Here is a 6,432-nt window from a genome sequence, read left to right as displayed (position 1 = left end):
TCTCTCTGCCAAGTTAGCAGCTAAGAAAATGGGATTGCCATTGTTAGCAGCTAATTGGGGTGTACTACTGGGCGATCGTCATCCCGACAGAGCATTAAAGGAGTTTATTGCTTTGGTGACTTCCCTTGCTCCCTGTGTACTTTATTGGGATGACTTTGATAAAGGCTTTGCTGGCTGGGACTCCAATGCAGATGGAGGTGTGGCACGGCGGCTATCTGCTGCTTTGTTGACTTGGATGCAAGAGCATCAAGAGCCAGTTTATACCATTGCTACTGTCAATCGCTTGTCAATGCTACCTGCGGAATTAGTTCGCCGTTTTGATGATATCTTTTTTGTGGATTTACCCCATGAAGGGGCAAGATATGAAGTTTTCAATCTACATCTAGCTAAGTATTTTCCAGGGTTTCGAGACAATAACTCACCTTGGAGTGATGATCAATGGCGTAGACTGTTGGCTGAATATCGCATTTGCAGTCCGGCAGAAATTGGTAATGCAGTCCGTCGTTGTGCTGAAGAGGCTTTTTATCAAGGTAGACCAGGGGAAATTGAGTTTGAGGATTTGCTGACACAGCGACAAGAATTTACACCAGCTATGGAGCGAGAGTCAGAACAGATACAGGCTATTCGCAACCAGGCTATTTATGCTAAACCTGTGGCTAGTCTGGATGTTTCTCGATTTGCTTATCAGCATCGGGAGTTATTTGGGTGATCAATTAAGCGATAAAAAAATGGTGGAGAGGCTCGTCCCTCACAGATAAATTAGGGGGCTTCTCGACTCGCCAAAAAGCCTCTGCCCATTTTTTCCAGCCTCGCCTCGGTTCGCCGAATGTAATTTTTGAAATTCAGCTTGTGTCGGATTTTAAAATCCGACATTTATTAAAATTCTCAACCTTATGTTTGTCGGATTTCAAAATTCGACAAATCATTGATATACTGCGACTAAGTTTGAGCAATTTTGATGAAACAGATAGTTCTCGCACTCCTGGCTAATGCTGGTGGGGTAGGTAAGTCTACCATTAGCACACATATTGCCTATGAAGTAAGTAAGCGGGGTTATACAGTAGCTATGTTAGATTTAGACCCCCAACGTTCATTGGATGTTTTTTGTGGTTTGTCACCAGCCGAAGCAAATTTAACTACAGTAGAGTTACTTTCTAAGGATTTTAAAGGTGATTGGTCATTAGTACCAGTTTGGGATTCCAAAGTTGAGGTGTGTCAAGGACATCCCTTGTTGGCTGAAATAGCTAATGAACTAGTTATCAGAAAACGTGGAGAATATAGTCTAGCGGACAAACTAAATAAATATTCATTACCTCATAACTTAATTATTTTGGACTGTCCTGCAACTTTGGGTATGCTAAATGTCAATGCTTTAGCTGCTGCTACTCATGTTTTAGTTCCAGTACAGTTAGAGATGAAAGCTATTTCTGGTTCGGCAGAGTTAGTTGAATGGTGTATTTCCACAAGTGACGAGTTACAACTTGAGCCACGTCCACCAATTTTAGGGTTTGTTCCCAGTATGTATAACGAAGTAGTAGCTATGCATAGGCAATACCTAGCACAGTTGCTACAACTCTTGGTGCTGTACTTAAGCGGCTTGAACGTAATAATCAAGTCAAGGAATTAACAAAATTATTAATTGCTAGTAGTGAGGAGCAACAACAAGGTTTAGAAGTACTGGGTATTATTAACGAGGAGCAAGCTTTATTTTTAGTGTTCTTAGAATTTGGGTTGAATCCTGCTTCTGTTAAGTCCAATCTTTTACCAATGTTATCTTTGCCAGAAGATTTAAAAAAAGCAATTCGTAATCAAGAACTGAAAGGCGCTCACGCATTGGCATTAGCAACATTGTCATCAAAAATCTTGAAAATTTCCGAACAAGAAGCAGCTATAGAACGAATAAAGGCAACAGAGCAGGTATTAAAAGAAAGTTTAACTGTACCTGAGACACGCGATTTAATTAAGAGTATTAAAGCTCAGTATTTAACATCAGAACAATCTGAATCGAAAGAAGTAAAAATAATTATTCAAAAAATCAGTAGTGGATTATCTGAGATAACTTTAGCTAATGCTAGTCGTGAACAACTTCAATCTTTACAAGGAATATTAGAACAGAAATTAAATGAAATTGGTAAGTTAATCGGATAAAACTTTTTTCTTATTTAGAGTATGGTAGCTGCTCAACCTGGTTGCCTTGGCGATGAATCAATTTATCAAACTTACCTGATCCTAGTTCATTAGACATACATGGAATAGTTTGACGAATACCTTAAAGCAAAATATTGTCATAAATCTTACCAATCTGTAATCTTACAAATCTGTTAATATATGTTGGTATAAAAGTATAATATGCCCTGCATAACTGAGGTTGACTACTTAGAATTAGCAACTGAGAGTCGGACGAGACACCAAAATTAAAAGCTTGAAACCCTTTATAGACTATATGCTTATAAAACTAATCCCTCTGGGAAAATTACATGAAGTTTCTAAGTATTCCTAAGTATTGGATCAACTTTTGTCTTGTTTGGGCTGTGGTTGCTCATCTGCTTTTCCTAGTAGCTGAGATGTTTTTGTGGCAAACCTCTTTCATGCAAGAAATATTGCTTGGAGGTTTCACAACCGCGCAGAAAGCCGAAATCCTTGCCCACAATGTAGGTCTTTACAATGGCTTTCTCAGTGCTGGTGCGCTCTGGGGATTACTAGCGATGAATCCTAAGATACCAAAAGTCAAGCCTGCGGTCTTTATTTTAGTGTGTGCATTTATCGCGGGAATCTACGGCAGCATTAGCTTAGGACGCCCAACAGCTTTTCTACTTCAGTCATTGCCTAGCATTATTGCTCTACCCCTCATCTGGTTGAATAACGATGAGGAAGAGCAATGAATTAACTCAGCGAAATCAGCCAGCTTGAAATTTGAAGAGCTATCTCTGAGTTTCAAACGAGTTCTTGTCTGCTTTCCACTATTAAGGAGTTTGTATGACGGAAGCTACGGTTGGGAACCTCAGTATTCACTACGAGATAAAGGGTAGTGGTCATCCCCTACTAATGATCATGGGTCTGAGCTTCAGTCTCATGGACTGGGGAGATGAGTTACCTGATGAGCTTGCGAAGCACTATCAGGTGATTCTCTTTGATAATCGAGATGCTGGGCAAACAACAAGTCGCTCAGTAGAGAATTACACGATCGCTGATCTGGCAGACGATGCAGCAGGTTTGTTAGAAAAATTGGGAATAAAGCAAGCTCATGTCTTTGGTGTAAGCATGGGTGGCATGGTTGCTCAGCAATTTGCTCTGAGACATGCTGAGAAGCTGAATAAATTGGTATTAGGCTGCACAATGGCAGGTAGTGCCTGTAGTATTCCAGCCAATCTTACAAGTCTGGTTGGAGGAAGCCTTTTGGATTTCCTATTTACGCCGTCATATCTGGCAGATCCAGATAATAAGAAAAAAGCACAAGAATTTTTGGCAAAAACTTCTCTCTTTCACAGTAAGGAAAATGGCTTTGTGCGGCAGATGCAAGCGATCGCCAGTCATGACACATGTAATGCACTGCAAGACATCAAAGCTCCGACACTGGTAATTACTGGAGATAGCGATGTAGCGATGCCACCTGGAAATAGTGATGTTTTGGCACAGAAGATTTCAGGTGCACAACTTGCAACGATTAAAGGTGGTGCTCATGGGTTTGCTTACAGTCATGCGGTTGAGACAGCAGATGCATTAATTAAATTTTTGCTTTGACTATTTATTAAATAAAGAGAATTGAAAATAAGGTGTCAGTCATGGAACTAATAAATATTTTTTCCGAAGCCATTAAAAAAGGAAGTAGCAACTCACAAAAAGAAGTTAAGCGTGATTTAGCTTCCCTGCTGACATTGGTTAGCGATCCCAACAGTTTCTCAAGCCAGGTTGAGACATTGTTAACAGGTGATACTCTATCGTTAACTTTGTTAAACGAAATTCAAACTTTATCACAAGCATCCCCTGCACCTAAATTTGGACCCGTGCTAGCTACAGAAGCAGGTGCTGCGGAGCGGCTTGCTCTATGTGTGGAACTTCGTCTGAACACATGGGAAACAGATTTTAAGACCATCATTCATAAACCAACTAAATGGAGGAGGTTCTCAGGAAGAGGTTCAAGCTTTTTGCAAGTGGTTAGTGGAGCGCGTATTTGATGGAGCACTGTTAACTGACATAAAGCTAGAATCAGTTTTCGCTTCAGGTTCATTGATTTTAGCTTTAGCCCAACAACAAGGTGTGGTTATTCTAGAAGATGGGCAATTAAATGTCCCACTAACCGCTGCTTTTTGGGGAGATTTAAGCGAAAGAGTTCTTAAAACTATTGTTAACAATAGCCAAAACATAAAGGGTGTTCCTTCCTTCTGGAAAAAGGCACAAGTTAAAACTCGCCAGATACTCTACTCTTGCCCAGAATGGCATTCCACCCCTTTGGTAATTAATTTAAGAAATCGGGCTTCTAAGCTCTTAGCAGAGGAACTGGAAAGCCTTAAATTAGTGATTTTGAGAGAGGATTCAAAAGTTACTGAGGAAAAGTTTGCTCCAAAAGCAGAACTGTTTTCTCAAAATATCTTGCCAGAGCTTCGCCCTGAAAAGCCCATTAATACTGATATAACTATCGCCCCAGATAGACAAGACTATTTCAAAAAACTAGATACCTTTAATAATCAAATCACCAATATTAGTAGTTTTGATTCAATCATTCAAGAGATTGCTACTAACGCTAAGAAAAGAAGAGTTGCCTTTGAACAACGGCTAGCAAGTCCTTTGGCAGAGCCTACCCTACCAGCATTGACTGCTTTCAGTTTTGAGCAGCCCGATCGCCTGAATTTGGCTTTAGCAACCTACCTACGTCAACAAATTTCTCAACTCTCCTTAGATTCCAAGTTAGTTCGCTCTGGTAATTTGATTCAGGAATCCCTTGCGAAGCAACCTGCTTGGATAGATGCAATCAACCAAACAGGCACGACCGATGAACAAGTATTATCTAATTGGTCTAAGTTAGGCATCTGGGATGGCTTACGGGGAAGACTTGCCCAACTAAATAATGAGGGAGATCGCAATAATGAGGGAGATGTCAACGTGACTCAATATTTGAGTCAGCAGCTACCCGACTGGCTCCAGAATATTGATCCCCCTACAGGTATCGAGCTGAATGCAATTCGGCCAACTTTAGCAGAGTTAGCACATCTGGGAGTAAGCCTTCAGGTAGGAAATTATCAGACACTCACCGATCGACTTGAGGATCTCTTAAATCGTGATAGTCTTAATGCTGCACTCAAAGGTCTGCTGGCTGCCATGCGGTTGGAGTTAGGGCTAACTGCGATCGCTGTTGGAACTGTTCCTAGTCAAGCCTTTAAGCAATTTGAGTCACCCAGCAAGGAACGTTTTGAAGAATTTGCAGGCTGGATTCAGCGCGCAACAGAGTCCAACAATGCATGGGAGTCTTGTGCTGGAATGAATGCGTTGATTTTGTTAGCGCGTTTGTCTGAAGGGACAGGAGATCTATTTATTAACAGTGCTATTCGGACAGCTATGCCGCCGGGATCTCGTGCTTCAAGTTTAGTGTCTCAATCAGTTGAAAAACTATTCTCTGCTGGTACGAGCAGTAAAGGATCAGGTTTGCCTCTGGCTTTTGCCGCTTTTGACTTAATGAGATATACGCGAGAAGCCGTATTGTCTATTGCTCCAGATAATGATAGTTCTATTCCTGTTTGGGCACCACAGCCAATTTCAGAATTTCTCAACAACCTGGCAACACGATTGGGCACGGCAACTCGGACTACGCTCCAAACAATGCTAGCAGAAGGCGGAATTGGACTGAAAATACTTTTGTTGTCGTTGCTTCAGATAAAACTAGACGAGTTGAACTGGGAACAACAATTGATCGTGCAACCCCTACGTCGCAATGCTTTGGGTAAAGAAGCTAACCTCAAACATAATGTGATACTCAAACAGGTAGACGATTTGCAAAAAGCAGTACGGTTCGTCTTCTGTCGAGAACAACTCTTGCTCAACGAGTTGCCTGAAGCATTAAGTGAGATTAAACCCTGGTGGCAGACTCGTTATTGGCTGACTTCATCAGAATCTCTTGAAAATGGACAACTAAACCCAATTGGAACAGTTAGTCCCACATTAGGCTCAGATCTCGAACAACAAGTTATTCCCTCTGAAATTCAGACTCTTCTGGGGGGGCTATCTGCACAAGCGACGGTTAGCTCAGTGCTGAAGCGGCAACGTTGGTTGATTACCGATTCGCAAACGGATGGAACCAATGAAACTTATCTAATAGACATCTCCGAAAATAGTCAAAGCCTTTGTGTGACTAGTTTAGAGCACGTAAATGCAATCATCTAAATTAGCTAATCTGTACGAGAAAATGAGGCTTTCAGATATTTGTTGTTGATAATTAGG

The 6,432-nt window shown here is 41.2% G+C and carries 7 protein-coding genes; all 7 read left to right on the top strand.

The window, feature by feature from the left end; all coding sequences use genetic code 11:
• A partial coding sequence (locus LC653_RS44045) for an AAA family ATPase (RefSeq protein WP_229501557.1) occupies positions 1–709 on the top strand: 709 nt, incomplete at its 5' end.
• A 249-nt stretch (positions 710–958) separates the two neighbouring features.
• Positions 959–1,627 carry a ParA family protein gene (locus LC653_RS44040; RefSeq protein WP_229501556.1) on the top strand — a complete coding sequence of 223 codons (669 nt, stop codon included), beginning with the start codon at positions 959–961 and terminating at the stop codon, positions 1,625–1,627.
• An 86-nt stretch (positions 1,628–1,713) separates the two neighbouring features.
• Complete coding sequence (locus LC653_RS44035; protein WP_229501555.1) at positions 1,714–2,148, top strand: ParB-like helix-turn-helix domain-containing protein; 435 nt, start codon at positions 1,714–1,716, stop codon at positions 2,146–2,148.
• A gap of 329 nt (positions 2,149–2,477) precedes the next feature.
• Positions 2,478–2,882, top strand: coding sequence for a DUF1304 domain-containing protein (locus LC653_RS44030; protein ID WP_229501554.1), 405 nt, complete (start codon positions 2,478–2,480; stop codon positions 2,880–2,882).
• Positions 2,883–2,976: 94 nt separating this feature from the next.
• Complete coding sequence (locus LC653_RS44025; protein WP_229501553.1) at positions 2,977–3,741, top strand: alpha/beta fold hydrolase; 765 nt, start codon at positions 2,977–2,979, stop codon at positions 3,739–3,741.
• 41 nt (positions 3,742–3,782) lie between these two features.
• Positions 3,783–4,175, top strand: coding sequence for a hypothetical protein (locus tag LC653_RS44020; protein WP_229501552.1), 393 nt, complete (start codon positions 3,783–3,785; stop codon positions 4,173–4,175).
• Complete coding sequence (locus tag LC653_RS44015) at positions 4,159–6,375, top strand: hypothetical protein (protein WP_229501551.1); 2,217 nt, start codon at positions 4,159–4,161, stop codon at positions 6,373–6,375. Before LC653_RS44020 ends, LC653_RS44015 begins: the two co-directional genes overlap by 17 nt.
• Positions 6,376–6,432: the final 57 nt, after the last annotated feature.

Source organism: Nostoc mirabile CHAB5784, from assembly GCF_020829645.1.
Classification (GTDB): Bacteria; Cyanobacteriota; Cyanobacteriia; order Cyanobacteriales; family Nostocaceae; genus Nostoc; species Nostoc mirabile.
Note: the sequence above shows the minus strand (reverse complement) of the source record. Positions and strands in the feature narration are given on the sequence as shown.